The sequence below is a fragment of the Streptomyces sp. NPDC001270 genome, assembly GCF_042896695.1.
Classification (GTDB): domain Bacteria; phylum Actinomycetota; class Actinomycetes; order Streptomycetales; family Streptomycetaceae; genus Streptomyces.
Genome location: NZ_JBIAXM010000073.1, coordinates 1 through 12,633, shown reverse-complemented (window position 1 = coordinate 12,633; position 12,633 = coordinate 1). Strand labels below are relative to the sequence as shown.

At 68.9% G+C, this 12,633-nt stretch carries 13 protein-coding genes and 1 tRNA gene; 8 read left to right on the top strand and 6 right to left on the bottom strand.

All coding sequences use genetic code 11. The features are described 5' to 3' along the window. Positions 1 to 144: 144 nt before the first annotated feature. Together ACFY2B_RS45250 and ACFY2B_RS45245 are read right to left on the bottom strand one after the other, a co-directional pair. Positions 145 to 537: an aldolase/citrate lyase family protein gene (locus ACFY2B_RS45250; protein WP_390768898.1), complete on the bottom strand. Its 393-nt coding sequence runs from the start codon at positions 535 to 537 to the stop codon at positions 145 to 147. Next, complete coding sequence (locus ACFY2B_RS45245; RefSeq protein ID WP_390768897.1) at positions 534 to 1,373, bottom strand: MaoC family dehydratase N-terminal domain-containing protein; 840 nt, start codon at positions 1,371 to 1,373, stop codon at positions 534 to 536. Before ACFY2B_RS45245 ends, ACFY2B_RS45250 begins: the two co-directional genes overlap by 4 nt. 884 nt (positions 1,374 to 2,257) lie before the next feature. On the opposite strand from ACFY2B_RS45245, the gene ACFY2B_RS45240 reads away from it, so the two are divergent. Beyond that, complete coding sequence (locus tag ACFY2B_RS45240; protein WP_390768900.1) at positions 2,258 to 2,488, top strand: hypothetical protein; 231 nt, start codon at positions 2,258 to 2,260, stop codon at positions 2,486 to 2,488. On the opposite strand, the gene ACFY2B_RS45235 is transcribed toward ACFY2B_RS45240, so the two are convergent. After that, positions 2,383 to 2,943 carry a LysR substrate-binding domain-containing protein gene (locus ACFY2B_RS45235; protein WP_390768899.1) on the bottom strand — a complete coding sequence of 187 codons (561 nt, stop codon included), beginning with the start codon at positions 2,941 to 2,943 and terminating at the stop codon, positions 2,383 to 2,385. The two genes, ACFY2B_RS45240 and ACFY2B_RS45235, sit on opposite strands and share 106 nt — an antisense overlap. Positions 2,944 to 3,220: 277 nt before the next feature. Between ACFY2B_RS45235 and ACFY2B_RS45230 the strand changes: the two genes are divergently transcribed. Both ACFY2B_RS45230 and ACFY2B_RS45225 read left to right on the top strand, forming a co-directional pair. Then, complete coding sequence (locus ACFY2B_RS45230; protein WP_390768896.1) at positions 3,221 to 3,547, top strand: hypothetical protein; 327 nt, start codon at positions 3,221 to 3,223, stop codon at positions 3,545 to 3,547. 88 nt (positions 3,548 to 3,635) lie between these two features. Beyond that, on the top strand, positions 3,636 to 4,358 hold the full coding sequence (locus ACFY2B_RS45225; RefSeq protein WP_390768895.1) for a hypothetical protein: 723 nt from the start codon (positions 3,636 to 3,638) through the stop codon (positions 4,356 to 4,358). 214 nt (positions 4,359 to 4,572) lie between these two features. Here ACFY2B_RS45225 and ACFY2B_RS45220 read toward each other — a convergent pair whose 3' ends face one another. Then, positions 4,573 to 4,980 (bottom strand): hypothetical protein, encoded by a 408-nt coding sequence (locus ACFY2B_RS45220; RefSeq protein WP_390768894.1) that lies wholly within the window; start codon positions 4,978 to 4,980, stop codon positions 4,573 to 4,575. 403 nt (positions 4,981 to 5,383) lie between these two features. Between ACFY2B_RS45220 and ACFY2B_RS45215 the strand changes: the two genes are divergently transcribed. The 5 genes from ACFY2B_RS45215 (at position 5,384) to ACFY2B_RS45195 (ending at position 10,795) form a co-directional block, all read left to right on the top strand. Then, positions 5,384 to 5,454, top strand: a tRNA-Gly gene (locus ACFY2B_RS45215). 31 nt (positions 5,455 to 5,485) lie between these two features. Next, entirely contained in the window at positions 5,486 to 7,618 is a 2,133-nt protein-coding gene (locus ACFY2B_RS45210) for a Hint domain-containing protein (protein WP_390768893.1), read from the top strand. Next, positions 7,615 to 8,571 (top strand): ParB N-terminal domain-containing protein, encoded by a 957-nt coding sequence (locus ACFY2B_RS45205; RefSeq protein WP_390768892.1) that lies wholly within the window; start codon positions 7,615 to 7,617, stop codon positions 8,569 to 8,571. Before ACFY2B_RS45210 ends, ACFY2B_RS45205 begins: the two co-directional genes overlap by 4 nt. After that, entirely contained in the window at positions 8,568 to 9,218 is a 651-nt protein-coding gene (locus tag ACFY2B_RS45200; RefSeq protein ID WP_390768891.1) for a hypothetical protein, read from the top strand. Before ACFY2B_RS45205 ends, ACFY2B_RS45200 begins: the two co-directional genes overlap by 4 nt. After that, on the top strand, positions 9,215 to 10,795 hold the full coding sequence (locus ACFY2B_RS45195) for a hypothetical protein (RefSeq protein ID WP_390768890.1): 1,581 nt from the start codon (positions 9,215 to 9,217) through the stop codon (positions 10,793 to 10,795). Before ACFY2B_RS45200 ends, ACFY2B_RS45195 begins: the two co-directional genes overlap by 4 nt. 93 nt (positions 10,796 to 10,888) lie before the next feature. Here the strand turns inward: ACFY2B_RS45195 and ACFY2B_RS45190 are convergent, their stop codons facing one another. Both ACFY2B_RS45190 and ACFY2B_RS45185 read right to left on the bottom strand, forming a co-directional pair. Further along, positions 10,889 to 12,145 carry a VanZ family protein gene (locus ACFY2B_RS45190; protein ID WP_390768889.1) on the bottom strand — a complete coding sequence of 419 codons (1,257 nt, stop codon included), beginning with the start codon at positions 12,143 to 12,145 and terminating at the stop codon, positions 10,889 to 10,891. 64 nt (positions 12,146 to 12,209) lie between these two features. Then, positions 12,210 to 12,401, bottom strand: a complete 192-nt coding sequence (locus ACFY2B_RS45185) for a hypothetical protein (RefSeq protein WP_390768888.1) — start codon at positions 12,399 to 12,401, stop codon at positions 12,210 to 12,212. Positions 12,402 to 12,633: the final 232 nt, after the last annotated feature.

Below are 12,633 nucleotides of genomic sequence, written 5' to 3'. Positions count from 1 at the left end.
TCCTCATCCGTCAGGACCACTTCGACCGTCGGCCGACCCATACGCGCCATGAGCCCAGCCTACTTCTACAGCGAAATAAAGACTCGGGACACTAGGTCGACGTTGCCGAAGGCGGCCCGGACGACGCCGGGCTCTGCGCACACCTCATAGGCTCGCTCGGTGCCCAGGGCCGTCTCGACCAATGGGATCAGCGTGCAGCGCCCGGCCGTACGTGGCGATCTCCGCGAGGACGGCCGGCTCCTCAGCCTTGGGCACCATGACGGGGCAGCCGTGCTCGGCCGCCCGTGCCACGTCCGCTTCGAACCAGGGGGTGCCGGGCGGATTGACGCGTACGACGGCGCGGTTGCCGAGGGCGAACCAGGCTGCCGCTTTGTCGCGGGCGCTGTCCTTGTCGCCGGGGGCGACGGCGTCCTCCAGGTCGATGATGACGAGGTCGGCGCCGGAGGAGTCTGCCTTGGCGAAGCGGTCGGGCCGGTCGCCGGGGACGAAGAGCAGGGTGCGCGCGGTGGCGATGCGGCTGCTGTCCGGGTGGGTCATCCGAAGGTCACCTCAGCAGTAGCGTGCCGGACTTCGCGGTGGGTGGCGATGCGCAGCCGGGCGTGCCCGTCGTCGGCCATGCCGTCGGCGAGGAGGTGTTCGCCCACGAAGGCTGGCCGGTGCAGCCGGTATGACAGTGACCGCACCTGCCGCTCGGGGGCGTTTCTGCGTACCAGTTCCAGCATGAGGAGGGCCAGCAGCGGACCGTGGACGACGAGCCCGGGATAGCCCTCCGCATCACGGCAGTAAGGGGTGTCGTAATGGATGCGGTGGGCGTTAGCGGTGAGCGCGCTGAACCGGAACAGTAGTGTCTCGGTCGTCTGCAGGCCCAGCTGCCACGGGCTCCGCGGCTCTGGTCCGGCCGAGTCGTTGAGCGTGTCCGGGTGCGGAGGCGCGGAACCGACACTCGACCGGTAGACGATGTCCTGCTCCTCGACCAGCCGTAGCTGGCCGTTCTGCCGGAATTCCTGACGCTCGGTGACGAACAGCAGCGCCCCGCTCCGGCCCTCCTTGGGGGTGACCGCGGCCAGGCTGCTCGTGCGTTCGGTTGACTCGCCGAGGCGCAGGGGCTCGACGACCTCGCACCGTCCGCCGCCGAACATGCGGCGCCGGTCGGGGATGGGTGGCAGGAAACGGGCTTCGCGCAGGTGCCCGTCGGGGCCGAGGGCCTGTTGGGGCGCCCAGTGAAGGAAGTACAGCCACTGCCACAGCGGGGGCAATGGGTCGCCGGACTTGGCGGCGGTGCCGGGGATGTCGAGCAGTGCCGACAAGGCCGCCGACGGAGTGGTCGCCAGGGCGTCCTCGTCGGTGACCGGTTCGGGGTGCCATGACTCCACGTAGGAGGTGAGGGGGCGGGCATGGGCGTCGTTTCCTTGAGGTGGGCGAACGGTGCGGTGGTCAGGTCAGTGGAGCGGCCGTCGGTGGGGCGGCCGTCGGTGGGGCGGCCGTTGCGGGGACTGCCTCTGCCCCCTCCAGCAGGGAGGTGCGGGACGGTCCACGTACGGCAAGGGTCCTCGGCCTTGATGACGGCGGCCGGCGCCGAGTACCCGCTCACGAAGGTCAGGGCGAGGGCCCAGAGCTGGATGGCGAGCCACGGATTGCTGATGTGCTCCTCGGCCCCTTCGCGGGTGTCGGCGCGCAGGAGAGTGATGACCACGAGTTCCAGGGTCTGCTGTGTGGTGCGGCCACGGGTCCTGCCGCGGGTCCTGCCGCGGGTTCAACTCGGCCTGCTCGCCGCGCATGGTCACCAGCGCCAGGAAAAGGACGCGGCACATCTGCAGCGAGGAGAACATGATGGCGCAGGCGCCGACTCCGCTGCTCTGCCTCGCCAGCACGGCGCGGTGCCCGCCCAGCCAGGCGCCGCTGACGACGGCGACGCCCTCCTCCTCGGTGGTCAGGCACTACGCCGTGGATCGCGGGGTCGCGGATGGTGTTCGAGTGGCTGGCGTCCGGTACGGGGGCGATCTGCTGGATGCCGCGCTTGTGCAGCGCGGCGAAGACATCCTGCTGCCAGGAGGGCGGTGCGGGCGTGTGTGTCTGGCTCATCCGGTGCGATTCCGCTAATCGATTGCTTGCGCGGGCCTGTTCGCGGTTCGAAGTGCCAATCATCATGGGCGCTGATGTGTGAGGTTGACCAATAGAAAGCCGTGATCCATGTATGCCGTACCCGTATGGCTACACCTCCACCGGTCCGCTCACTCCGTGAGGAACGCCGAGCCCAGTGCGTTCCGCGGAAGAGGTGCAGGCGGGTGCGGGCTTCATCGAGAAGACCCTGAAGTTGAAGGTGAACAAGGAGAAGTCCAAGGCGTGCCCCGTCTGGTGGACGTCTCTCCTGGGGTTCGGCTACTACCTCACCAAAGGACAGGTGAAGATCAGGGTGGAACGCAAGGCCGTCAAGTGGCTGAAGGCCACAGTCCGGCGCGTCACCTCCGGACATGGGGCGTGTCGATGACCCACCGACTGGACAAGCTCAACCGGCTCTCGGTCGGATGGGTCGCCTACTTTGGCCTCGCGGACATACCGAGGACTGCACCGCTCTGGCGGCCCGGGAGCTGGGCGGAGAGCCATTTGCCTCTGGCCACGGCCGAGTGGATCCGGTGCACCAGCTTGCGGGCGACGACCTCGACAGCGGGCGGTGTCCGGCCGTATCTGGGGGTGGCGAGGACGATCGAGCGCCACATACCAAGTCAAGTGGCGGCTCGGTGGAGCCCGCTCGGCGCCGCAGCAGACGGAGCGGTTCGACGACGAGGGCTCAGCGACGTCGGGTTTGGCGAGCGGTGCGGCACTGAGCGTGCCATTCGCAACGTCCTCGGCGATGCCGAGTCCGGGCAGGACGGTCCAGCCGTGCCCGGCCAGGACGAGTTGCTTCTGCACCGGTATGGAGTTGGTCTGGACAGCGACGTGCAGCTCGGCCCCGGCACGGCTCGCCGCCGCGTCGATCAGGCCCGCAGCGCGTGACCGGAGGCGGGCATGACCAGGGGGTGGGCGGCGGCCTCGTCGAACGGGACCGGCCGGTCGGCTCGCAGCCCGGCCGTCGCGGGGGCGACCACCCACAGGTGTTCGCGTACCAGCGGGCGGGCGTTGAGGGTGTGTTGTCCAGGTTGTACAGAAGGCTCAGGTCCAGGTTGCCGTCGTCGAGCCACTGCTGGAGGTGCCTGTCTGGCGGGGTTCTAAACGGAAGCCCATGAGTCCCAAGACGCTGAAGAACCTGTTCGGCCTGCTGTCGTCCCCGGAGCAGCTCGACGGCGCGGTGCGCGCCCCGTACGCGCTGGCCACGGCCATGCGAGCGGTCGCCGACAGCGGCGCCCCCGTCGTCCTCGTCCCCACCAGCGCGGAGGACGTCGCGGCCACCGCGGGCGTCCGGGTGATCGGCGTCAGCTCCCTGAACGAGGCGGTTGCCGTGCTCACCGGCCACTGGCACCACCCGGAGGGCTGCGCGCACTGCGGCGACGACGCCGACGGCCACCAGCCGTGCACGCCGGGCGCCCTCTGCCCGGCCTGCACGGACTGACCGCCGGGCGCCGGGCGGCCCCGCACTGGCCGCCCGGCGCCACCCCTCCAGCCACCACCCGAAAAGCAATGGAAGGGCAGCCCCCACCATGACCGTCAGCACTGATCAGATCCAGTACACCGCGTACGGCCCCGACCGGTTCCCGTCCCACCTGCCGTTCGCCCAGCGCGGCTACTTCTTCACCGTCCCCGGCGACTTCCCGGAGGACACCCCCTCGCACACCAACGTGACGGACTGGGAGATGGTCGTCTACCGCAAGCACGGCGAGTGGGAGGCCCGGGACGTCAACGGTGAACGCCGGGTCTGGGGAGTCGGCCCGAGCCGTCGAGTCGCGGCCGGCCTGGCGTTCCAGGCCATCGCCCGGAAGCGTCGTTACCGCGCGGCCGACATCGCCAACGCGCGGGCCCTGAACGGGCTGGAAGAGGTCCCCCCGTACCAGGTCGAGGTGACCAGCGGCGTGACGCTCGTCCTCGCCCCGCAGGCCGTGGCGATCCTCGTGCGGATCGAGCCCGCCGAGGAAGGCCCGGCGTCGTACCGGGTGAACGACGTGGACGGCGGCGGCCAGTACCTGATCCGGGCCGACGCGAACGTGACGCTGCACTCGCTCCAGACCGGCGTGCTGCACATCCGGTGCGGCTGCGACCCGGACGCGGACGGCCGCTTCGAGAACGAGCCCGACGCCTTGGAGTACGTACGCGAGCAGTTGAGCGCCTGGGAGGTCTGCCCGAAGTCGCCGGGCGCCCCGGCCGCCGAGGACCAGCAGCCCGAGGACGACGAGGACCAGGCGGTCGCCGAGCCCGCCACCCTGTAGGCGCCTGACACCCCTGTGGGGCCGCGACCGACACCGGTCACGGCCCCACAGCCCTCCCGACGCCCGGCCGGCCAAGCCGTCACACGGCCGCCTCAGCCGCCCATGTCCGTCGACTCACTACCCCTCAAGTCGGCCCAACGAGGCCGTGACAGAGCCCGCTCGGGTGCTCCAACTTCCCATTTCGCGGGCAGTTCTCTATCGCACGCTGGCAGGATCACTCGACATGGAACCAGAAGTGATAGCTGCCGTTGTAGCCACTCCGGCTGCGCTCATCGCCGCGGTCGCTGCGTATGCGGCTGGGCGTCTTCAAGCCCAGGCAGCCCATCGCGGTCCGATCGACGCAGTTCGGCGCCAGCACCAACGCGACGCGTACGCCGCATTCCTCAGCGCCACCAACAGTTACAGAGGCGCGGTTCAGTGGAAGCGATGCATGAGGCTCGCCCGAGCTGAACTCGCTGAACGAGACGGCAATGTCTACGACCGTCACTTCGCGCCCGGCTTTGCTGACCGAGAGGCTCATCGAATCCGCTGGAGAGAAGCTGAGCCCTTGTACGATGCGTTGAAACCAGCTTTCAGCGTCGTAACGCTCGAAGGCCCCAGCGAGGTAGTAGACCGGGCCCAAGAGGTGATGAACGCCTCATTCAGACTTGCTATTTCGTGCGAGAACGGTGCCTTAATCCCCGACCCGCTTCCGTACCCCGTGCACTACGATCCCGACGGGGATCTTAGAAGCCTTGGCCAAGCGGTGACGGCATTCACTGCCGAGGCGCGCAGCTACCTCAACGGTGAGCCGCAGGTGCCTCGCTGGCGGCGGTGGCTAGGCCGAAGCGCCAGGGCCGCAGTTGCCCCTACCGAACCTGCCAGCATCGGTGCGTCCAACGACGACTGATGGACGCTTTGCAAGCTCCGCAGCGTTTCCCCGAGGCCGCAGGACATCCCGCGTACCGAAGTGACCACTGTGAGTGTGTGTATCATCCCTGCCCGCGATCGGCCGTCCTGAGCAGCGGCGCGGCCGATCGCGGCAAGCGCCGGTGGTGCCAATGCAGCACACCCGCCTTCCGGGCGGGAGGTCCAGGTTCGAGTCCTGGCCGGCGCTCTACCCCACCGCCTCGCCCTCGGGGGCCCCGATGTTCCACGGTTCGATTCCGGCGCCCCTTCGCTCGATCATCTACGAGCACGCCGGTTCCTGGCCCGAGACCGACATCTACGTCGGCTGCTCGGGCAACTTCACGATCGAGCGGGTGTTGCACTCCCGGTTCGGGAACGCGCGGCCGGTCCACGGCAACGACATCACCGCGTACTCGTGCGCGCTCGGCTGGTTCCTCGCCGGGGAGGAGCTGCCGTACACGCTGCGCCCGGAGTACGAGGAGACGCTGGGCTGGCTCGGCCCGTACATGGAGGACCGCGCCGACCGGCTCGCCTGCCTGATGCTTGGCACCCGCTTCCTCCAGTACGTCGGCAAGGAGGGCGCCTACTACCGGCGGATGCTCGACGCCACACAGGACCAGTGGCCGCGCATGCACCAGAAGACCGCGGCAAAGCTCCGCGCGCTCGAGACCCGCCTCGGCTCGTTCTACGCCGGCGACGTCCGCACGTACCTCCGCGAAGAGGTCCCCGAGCAGGCCCCCGTCGTCATGTTTCCGCCGTTCTACTGCCTGTCGCCCGAGCACCGACTGCTTACCGCGGACCTGCGGTGGGTGCCCTGCGGTGACCTCAAGGCCGGTGACCGGCTCCTCGCATTCGACGAGGAGGTACCGGACGGCTCGGTGCACCGCCGCTTGCGCTGGTCGAAGATTGTCCGCTCCGAGCCCGCCGTGAAGGAGTGCGTCCGCGTCGTCCTGGAGGACGGCACGGACGTCGTGTGCACCACGGATCACCCGTGGCTCGCGCAGCGCCTCGATCGGCCGAGTAGCAACCCGAAGCGCTGGGTGCGCGCCGACCGGCTCATGGAGGAAGCACCGTACGTCACCCGCCTCCTCGACCCCTGGGAGCCGGCCCGCACCTACGAGGCGGGATGGCTGGCCGGCATGTTCGACGGAGAGGGCAGCGTCTACCTCGGCAAGTCGGCGTCCAAGCTGGGCATCTCGCAGCGGCCGGGCCCGGTAGCGGACCGCTTCACGTCCTGGATGAAGGAGACCGGGTTCGACACCACGGTGTGCCCGCGCCCGAGCGGCGTGAACGGCTTCGAGGTGGCCGGCGGCTGGCCGGAGATGCTGCGTGCTCTCGGGACCCTGCGGACGGAGCGGCTGATCACCCGGCTCCAGCAGCTCGACATCGACCGGCTCAGCCTCCGCTCGCGCGGCAACCCGCGCGTCAAGGTCGTCGCCGTCGAGCCTGTCGGTCCCCGTCCGATCCAGTCGATCATGACGACGACCGGCACGTACGTCGGCGAGGGCTTCGCCATGCACAACAGCGGCGACTACACGTCGCAGTTTGCGAGCATCGACGCCGCGTTCGACTGGCCCGAGCCCGACTTCGGCGAGCTGACCGAGGAGGGCAAGGAGGAGATCATCCAGCAGGTGCAGGACCGGCCACACTGGGTGCTGGGCCTGCACATCGAGCGCCCGGAGCTGCGGCACCGGCTTGCCGGCGTCGTGCAGACCGCGAACCGCGGTCTGCCGATCTACGTGTACGCCGCCGCCGGGCCGCGCCGCATCGTCCGGCCCAGACAGCCCGTCGAGCCGATCCCCATGCAGAAGATCGGCGTCGGCGAGGACCTGGGCGACAAGATAACGCTGCACGTCCTCACGGGTGGCCAGTTCGCCGGTATCCGCTCCCAGTTCATGTCCAAGAGCATCAAGCCCGGCAGCCCGCTCCTCGCGTGCGGCGTCGCCGTCGACGGGAAGCTGATCGGCGCCTTCGCCTACTTGCCGCCCAAGTTCGACCCGGCGACGGCCTACCTGATGTCCGACTTCCCGGTGTCGTGGACGAAGTACCGGCGCCTGGCCAAGCTCATCGTCATGGCCGCCTCCACCAGCGAGGCGCAGTTGCTGCTCCAGCGGTCGCTGTCGAAGCGGCTCACCGCCTGGTCGACCACCACGTTCACCGACCGGCCCAACAGCGCGAAGTACGGGCGGGGCATCCCCGGCGTGAAGCTCCAGAAGCGCACCGAGGCGTCCGCGAAGGACCCGGGCGACGGCATCCACCGCTACCAGCTCCAGTACGGCGGCCCGCTCGGCAAGTACGACCTCGCCGGGGCCCTGGACCTGTGGAAGCGGAAGCACGGCAGCGACATGAAGAAGGACGAGGACGCCCGATGAGCGACAGCACCCCGACCCCTCCCGCACAGACGATCCGGCCCCGCCTCGTCCGCCGGGACCCGCGGGCCCTGACCCCGCTCGACATGAACGCCCGGTACATGCGGAAGGAGGAGTGGGACCGGCTGGTCGCGAACGTCGCCGCCGACGGCTGCCTCACCTCCGTCCCGCTGATCTACGGCGCCGGGGAGTACGAGGAGGGCCGCGAGCTGATCCTGTCGGGCAACCACCGCACTGCGGCGGCCGTGGAGGTCGGGCTCGCCGAGATCGACTGCATGCTGATCGACGACCCGCAGCAGAAGGACGAACTGATCGCCCGGCAGCTCTCGCACAACAGCATCGCCGGCCAGGACGACCCGGCCACCCTCAAGGCGCTGTACGACCAGATCGAGGACGTCGACTGGCGGGCGTACTCCGGCCTGGACGACGACTCGCTCGGCCTCCTCGCCGAGGTGTCCCCCGAGGGCCTGTCCGAAGCCAACCTGGACTTCGCGACGGTGTCGCTGATCTTCCTGCCGAACGAGCTGGAGGCCGCCCGGAAGGCGTTCGACGACGCCCGCATGGGGCAGAACGAGAGCTGGCTCGCCGCACGCGCCGACTACGACCAGACGCTGGACACGCTCGCCTCGACCCACGCCGCCCACAAGGTCGGCAACGTCGCCACCGCCCTCCACGCCATCCTCAGCATCGTCGAGCAGCACCTGACCGACCTCCAGGCCGGCTACCAGTCCTCTCAGGGCGAGCCCCTGCACACCGGCCTCGTCGGCATGGAGACCGTGCTCGGCGCCCGGCACCTCCCCGCCCCCGCCGCCGTCACCCTCAACAAGGCCATCGCGGCGGCAGAGGGACGCGGCGAGATCGAGCAGGGACAGGGCTGGCGCCTCCTTGAGCGTCTGGCGGGGGAGTACCTGTCCGGCCCCAACCACGTCCCCACTGAGCCCGCACAGACGTCATGAGCCTCACCCCCGCCCCGATCAAGCTCGACCCCGCACTACCCCCCTGGGAACAGCAGCCCGGCGAGACCAGCAAGAAATACGGACAGTTCGTCACCTATCGGGACCTCGGCCGCGCCAGGACCCTACCGAGGGCTGCGGAACTGCTACAGCGCCACCCGGTGACGATCCGGAAGGCGTCCGCCGAGTTCCGGTGGCTGGAGCGCGCCGAGGCGTACGACCGGCACCTGGACACGCTGTACGAGGCGACGTGGCTGGAGGAGCGCCGGAAGGCCGCCGAGGCCGATGCCCGGATCTTGGGCGCGGCGATCGGCAAGGTGGCGCAGAGGCTGCCGCACCTGAACGCCGCCGAGATGTCGGCCGGGGATGTGATCCGGCTGATGGACGTGGCCATGCGGCACCGCAGGGTGCTGTTCGGCGACCCGCTGGAGACCGTGGTCGTCACGACCGAGAACCGCTCGCCGCTCGCCGGGGCACTGGAGGAGTTCGCCGGCCTGCCCGCCGCGCAGCGGAACGCCCGGCTGGCTGAGCTGGCGGCGACGGTCGCGCGCCGGGTCCGCGCGGTCGAGGGCGGCGACGACGAAGACGACGAGGAGACCTACCCGGACCGGCGGGCCGGGCGCAGCGTTGAGGATGCCGACGCCGAGTGATCACCCCTGCCGCAGCCGACGAGCTGGGCGACCTCGATGACGTCGCGGTGTACCAGCAGCTCACCGCTGCCGAGAAGGCGGTGAGCCGTGATCTGCTGCGTGATCCGGTCACGCTCGCCCGGGGCCTGGACGGCACGTTCCGGATGCGCCCGCACCTGCGGGTGATCGGTAACGCCTTGAAGGCCGTGGAGCGCGGCGACTACGACCGGCTGATGATCTTCACGCCGCCGCAGGTCGGCAAGAGCACCACGGTCGCGGAGTGGTTCCCGTTCTGGTGGCTGTGCCTGTACCCGATGGACCGGATCGGCGTCACGTCGTACGGCGACGACCTGGCGCTGCGCCGGGGCAAGACGATCCGCGGCTACGTCGAGGAGTACGGCGCCGAGTACGACCTGCACATGAAGGCCGGCTCCGGCGCGATGCAGGACTGGGCGATCACCGAAGGCGGCGGTGTCCGCTCGGTGTCGGTCGGCAAGGGCCTCACCGGCCACGACGTGAACGTGCTGATCATCGACGACCCGCACAAGGACCGCGCCGACGCCGAGTCGCAGGCGTCCCGGCGGGCGCTGCACGACTGGTACTCGTCCACCGCGCTCAAGCGGCTCCAGCCGGACCGGAACTGTGTGGTCGGCATCCAGACCAGATGGCACCCTGACGACTGGGCCGGCCGCCGTCTCGCCGACGAAGGGCGGCTGGAGGAGGGCGGCCGGTGGAAGGTAATCCACCTCCCGGCGATCGCCGACCCGAAGTTCGGGCCCGATCCGCTCGGCCGCGCCCCGGGTGACCCGCTGCCGCACCCGAAGATCCCGACGAAGAACCGGCGACGGCTCCTCGCCTGGTGGGGCGACATGAAGACCACGTCGATTCCCCGGGACTGGCACGCGCTCGCCCAGGGCGACCCACAGCCCGCCGAAGGCGCGCTGGTGTCCGAAGAACTGCTGCGCCTCCTGCGGGACGGCGTGACCAAGGTCGAACCGCAGAAGATCGCCGTGGCGGTCGACCCGTCCGGCGGCGGCCGGGACGCGGCCGGTGTGGTGGGTGGCTTCCTCGGCGACGACAAGCGGGTCTGGATCACGCACGACGTGTCAGCCCCGATGTCGTCGGCCGAGTGGTCCACCGCGGCCTGCCTCCTCGCGCACGAGACGAACGCGGCGATCATCTACGTCGAGGGGAACTACGGCCGCGACATGTGCGAGCTGGCCATCCGCACGTCGTGGGAAACGCTCCAGGAGGCGGGAGACATCCCGGCCGACGTCCTCATGCCGGCCATCGACCTGGTGAACGCCAAGCAAGGCAAGGTGCTCCGCGCCGAGCCGGTGGCACAGCAGATGGTGCAGGACCGGGTCCGGCTACGCGGCCTGTTTACCGACCTAGAACGCGAGTGGGCTACCTGGCAGCCCACCGACCCGGCCTCGCCCGGCCGAATCGACGCCTCCTGCATCCTCGTGTACGGCCTGATCCCCGAGGCGAACAAGGGCGCCATCGTCCACGCGCCGCTCCCACAGGCTCCTCAGCCGGGCCCCGGTCGCCAGCCGCCGGCCTCGGCCGGACGGTACGGACGGCGCATCGGAATGTAGAGGGGCTAACCGCAGAGCACTGACCTACCCCGGTGCTTCCTCCCATTTCGGGAAGGTGCCATATGCCACAGTTCACACCGCCCGGATACCGGCCTATTTGTCGGTTGTGATGTGCTGTCCTGTGGCGGCATCTATGGCGATGTCTTTGCCTCCTGAACCAACGAGCCAGACAGGGCGCCATGTGCCAGCCACCTGTTGGGCGATCAGCACGGCGGATCGGGGGCGCTGTCCGCTGATTTTGTGAGCGAGATCGTGGGCCGTGGACTCGTCGATCGTGACCGTCGGGAGGCTGGGATCTGGCACTGAGCGAGCCGTGAAGCCCATGATGCGTTTCGTGGTGGTGACGGTGATATCCAGGCGCATAGGCATCAATACGTCGTCTCGGTACCGTCGGTAGGTGACGAGATAGGCGCGGGTCGGGCCTTCGCCCAGCGTGCGGACGTGCTGTTGGCTGCCCTTGACGCTGTCGGAGAACCACGTCCGCGCGAAGCGGTTGGCGACCTGGGCGGCGGCGTGTTGGTCGGCGTTGCCTTCATCGCCGCGGTTGTTGTCCGACCATGCGCTCTCGAGGTGCTTCTCGGGCCAGTACCCGGTGATCTTGCCCCGGTTGGTGTCAGCCGTAATCTTCAGCTTGTCGCCCATTGTCTGAGCAGAACTGCTGACGATCTGCGTGCCATCGCCAAAAGTTGCCCTCGCAGCCTCGGTGAGCCAGGCATCAGCCTGGATGGCTGCTTCGCCTCGCTGTTGTCGGGCGTCATCTATGGCGACGATGTTCACAGAATCGATGCGCGTGTGGAAGACAGAGACGAGTGCGGCAGCGCCGGCGACGAGCAACCCGACACCCCAGACGACGTCCCTCCGGACACGCTGCGTCTTCACCCGACGTGTCAACAGCCAGGCAGCTCCGACGGCTGCGCCAAGGACGGAGCCCGTGGCGTTCGCCGCCACGTCGGTAAGGCTGCAGGAACGCCCCAGATACCCCGTGGATTGGATGAGTTCTACGGTGCCGCTCAAGATGATGAAGGCGGCGGCGGCGGTCACGGGCCGCCTCAGGGCGTGGACGGCAAGGAAGGCGCCTGGTGCGAAGAGCGCGATGTTCAGCAGCGAACTAGTGTCGGTGAACAGGTGCAGGGGGGCACCCGTGTCGCATTGTGCGGCTTCCAGTCCGGCATCGCCAGGCAGGAGCGTGACAGAGAGGATTCCGGCGACGTAGACCGCGAGAGCTGTGACGGGCTGCCAGGGTCTGTTGCGGGCCTTCGCTAGGAAAGCCGTGGGCAGCGCGAACAGTGCGCCGAGGATCAAGAAGCCGGCCACAAGGCCGGGCACGGCGGCGATGGATGCTTCGATCACAAAAGGGCCCTTAAGAGATAGCGCCGGGGCGCTGGTTGGGCGCCCCGGCTGTCACGCTGCGGGTTCAGCAGACGCTGATGTTCGGCGTGTAATAGTTACCAGTGCTGGCCTTCATGTAGCCAGCGACGGAGCAGTCGGGAGCGTCCGACTTCTTCAAGCCGCCCCAGCTGTGGCTGATGTCCGAGCCCGCCACTGCGGTCTTCTGCGAATCAAGGTAGAGGGACTTGCCGGTGTCCAGGGCGAGCTGGATGGTCACCGTGCTACCCCCCGTCTTCTTGTACTCCGTTGCGGAGTAGTACAGCGAGCAGTTGTTGCTGACGAGACAGCCGTCATCGGCGTGTATGTACAGCGTTCCGTTGGACAGGCTCGTGCTCTTGGTGCCGTACGCGTAGGCGTTAGCCTCGATTCTTCAGCGGTCGTGAGTGCATGTCCGTGCCGTCGGTTCGCCCTGTTTGTTCCGCGTGATCGCGGGCGGGGCCTTCGCGTGT

Bases quoted from the DNA above. Each gene is read 5' to 3' on its own strand.
- ACFY2B_RS45225 (WP_390768895.1), top strand. From the start codon at position 3,636: ATGACCGTCAGCACTGATCAGATCCAGTACACCGCGTACGGCCCCGAC.
- ACFY2B_RS45200 (WP_390768891.1), top strand. From the start codon at position 8,568: ATGAGCCTCACCCCCGCCCCGATCAAGCTCGACCCCGCACTACCCCCC.
- ACFY2B_RS45230 (WP_390768896.1), top strand. From the start codon at position 3,221: ATGAGTCCCAAGACGCTGAAGAACCTGTTCGGCCTGCTGTCGTCCCCG.
- ACFY2B_RS45205 (WP_390768892.1), top strand. From the start codon at position 7,615: ATGAGCGACAGCACCCCGACCCCTCCCGCACAGACGATCCGGCCCCGC.
- ACFY2B_RS45250 (WP_390768898.1), bottom strand. From the start codon at position 537: ATGACCCACCCGGACAGCAGCCGCATCGCCACCGCGCGCACCCTGCTC.
- ACFY2B_RS45210 (WP_390768893.1), top strand. From the start codon at position 5,486: ATGTTCCACGGTTCGATTCCGGCGCCCCTTCGCTCGATCATCTACGAG.